Origin of the sequence: Komagataeibacter oboediens, from assembly GCF_003207815.1 — a bacterium.
Lineage (GTDB): Bacteria > Pseudomonadota > Alphaproteobacteria > Acetobacterales > Acetobacteraceae > Komagataeibacter > Komagataeibacter oboediens.
Map to the genome: position 1 here is coordinate 1 of NZ_NKTX01000140.1, position 2,829 is coordinate 2,829.

A 2,829-nucleotide genomic window follows, 5' to 3' on the forward strand; every position below is an offset into this window, starting at 1 on the left:
CCCACGTTCCATCATGGGCGTGTCCTCAGGATATCATACCGGCTGCAGTCAGCCACAGGAGCATGATGCAGGACCAGAGGTTCGGGAAGGGCAGGCAGGGCGGGATTTGTGGCTTCATCCCGGCGTGACAGGAGAGAGTGTCCGATCTTCTGTGTATAATTGATCTGGTCCATACTTCACCGAAAGGAAGTATGAATGACCATCTCGATGGAAATCCTCGACGAATTGCTGACGGGCGTGAAGCGTCCTGAAGACCTGCTCGGAGACAGCGGGTTGCTGAAGGAGCTGAAAATTCGGCTCATGGAGCGTATGCTGGGTGCAGAGTTGAGCGCGCATCTGGGCTATGAGGAAGGCAAGGCTGCCCCGCCGGGCCAGTCGAACCGGCGGAATGGCTCCACGACCAAGGTGCTGAAAGGCCAGGACGGCGCCTTTCCGGTGACGGTGCCGCGCGACCGCGACAGCAGCTTTGAGCCGGAGCTTATAAAGAAGGGCCAGACCCGGATCGACGGGATCGACGACAGGATCATCGGTCTCTATGCCGCCGGTCTGACGGTCCGGGACATCCAGACCCATCTGCTTGATCTTTATGGCCTGAAGGTCTCTCCCGACCTGATCAGCCGCGTCACCGATGCCGTGCTGGACGAGGTCCGGGAGTGGCAGGGCCGGGCGCTGGATCGGATGTATCCCATCGTGATCTTCGATGCTCTTCGGGTAAAGATCCGCGATGCTGACAGCCGGACCGTTAAAAACAAGGCGGTTTACGTTGCTCTCGGTGTCACCCGCGAGGGAGTGCGCGAGGTTCTGGGGCTCTGGATCGCCGAGAATGAAGGCGCCAAATTCTGGCTTTCGGTCATGAACGAGTTGAAGAACCGGGGCATCCAGGACATCCTGATCGCGGTCGTGGACGGGCTGAAAGGCTTTCCCGAGGCCATCACCGCCGCCTTTCCCGAGGCGATGGTTCAGACCTGTATTGTTCACCTGGTGCGCCACAGCCTGAACTTCTGCTCATGGAAGGACCGCAAGGCCGTGGCTGCCGACCTGCGCCGGATCTACGGGGCGGCGACCGCTGACATGGCGGCCGCAGAGCTCGATGCGTTCGAGGAGAAATGGGCCGGGAAATACGCGTCGATCGCCCCGGCATGGCGCCGGGCATGGCCAGAAGTGATCCCGTTTTTTGCCTTCGATCCGGCGATCCGCAAGATCATATACACTACGAACACCATCGAGAGCCTGAACCGGGTCATCCGCAAATCGATCAAGACGCGCGGTTCGTTCCCGACCGACGATGCCGCAACGAAGCTGATCTACCTGGCGATCCGCAGCTTCGAGAAAGACGGGCGGAATGTTCGGGAATGGTTTGCAGCCCGCAACCAGTTCGCCATAATGTTCGGCGAGCGCTTCGCCGCTTGAGTATCTGAAAACCCATGGGCCAGGCCAGATACACAGACTTCAGGACACTCCCAACTACCCTGGGTTTACCGGAGCATAAACCCTATGGCCGAGAAGAAGAAAATATCGCGTTACTGGCCGAACGCGAAGTGCGCTCCATCGCCTACCAGACAAAGACCGCCCGGTTCCCCGCCTATAAAGATCTGTCCGGGTTCTCCTTTGCCGATACGCAGGTCAACGAGCCCATGATCCGCCAGCTCCATAGCGGGGACTTCATCGAGCGTGCTGAAAATGTCGTGCTGATCGGCGGTCCGGGAACCGGGAAAACCCACCTGGCGACCGCGCTGCCCATCCAGGCGATCACCCATCACCGCAAGAAGGCGCGCTTCTGGTCAACGTTCGACTTGGTCAATGCGCTCGAACAGGAAAAGACCGCCAACCGGGCCGGGCAGATTGCCGGCAGGCTGCTCCGCCTGGATCTCGTGATCCCTGATGAACTCGGTTATCTCCCCTTCAGCGCGTCTGGCGGCGCCCTGCTGTTCGATCTGCTCAGCCGCCTCTACGAGCGCACCAGTGTCATCATCACAACCAATCTGAGCTTCAGTGAATGGGGAGACGTCTTTGATGACCCAAAGATGACGACGGCGCTCCTCGATCGGCTAACCCATCACTGTCATATCATCGAGACAGGAAATAACAGCTACAGATTCCGAGCCAGCACTGCCGCGTCAAAAAACAGAAAGGACAGATCTTCTTCCCACCAGAAGGAGCCGGATGATGACAGAGTCCCTGTGCATTGCTGCAATCAGTCCCCTTCGCCAGCGCCTGCTTGATGACATGGCGGTGCGGCGGTTCTCCCGGGAGACGCAGCGCAATGACCTTCGCGATGTCGGCCGTTTCGCCACGTTTCTGGGCCGCTCACCCCATACTGTCAATCGGCACTCAAAAATAACCCCTGATCGGCATGCAATATTAACCCCCTGTTGAAGGCCCGGCCTGTCTCCTGAAGCCGTAGGCGTAAGGAGACAGGCCGGGGCAGGTATGGATCTGGAGAGAGGTTCAGTTACGGTTCCTGAACCGCCAGCTTTCGTTCCCTGTCTCGATGATGTCGCAGTGATGGGTCAGACGGTCGAGCAGTGCCGTGGTCATCTTGGCGTCGGCGAATACACTGGCCCATTCACCGAAGGACAGGTTCGTGGTGACAATGACCGAGGTCTGTTCATAAAGGCGGCTGATCATATGGAACAGCAACTGTCCGCCAGACTGGGCAAAGGGCAGGTATCCCAGTTCGTCGAGGATGACAAAGTCCAGTCGGCCGAGTTGTTCGGCCAGCCGACCCGCCCTTGCCGCCCGACTGTCAGCCTCAAGCCGGTTGACCAGGTCCACCACGTTGAAGAACCGGCCACGCCGACCTGTGCGGATGCAGCTCCGGCCAATGGC

Annotated in this window: 2 protein-coding genes and 1 pseudogene; 2 read left to right on the forward strand and 1 reads right to left on the reverse strand. The window is 59.2% G+C overall.

Translation table 11 applies throughout. The features are described from left to right. Positions 1-195 precede the first annotated feature (195 nt). Both CFR80_RS17525 and istB read left to right on the forward strand, forming a co-directional pair. Complete coding sequence (locus tag CFR80_RS17525) at positions 196-1,410, forward strand: IS256 family transposase (RefSeq protein ID WP_110507814.1); 1,215 nt, start codon at positions 196-198, stop codon at positions 1,408-1,410. A gap of 107 nt (positions 1,411-1,517) precedes the next feature. Beyond that, positions 1,518-2,222, forward strand: a pseudogene (gene istB / locus CFR80_RS17530) (IS21-like element helper ATPase IstB); the annotation flags it as partial. Positions 2,223-2,448: 226 nt separating this feature from the next. Here istB and CFR80_RS17540 read toward each other — a convergent pair. Beyond that, positions 2,449-2,829 (reverse strand): ATP-binding protein (locus tag CFR80_RS17540; protein WP_181418227.1); only part of this gene is annotated, 381 nt, incomplete at its 5' end.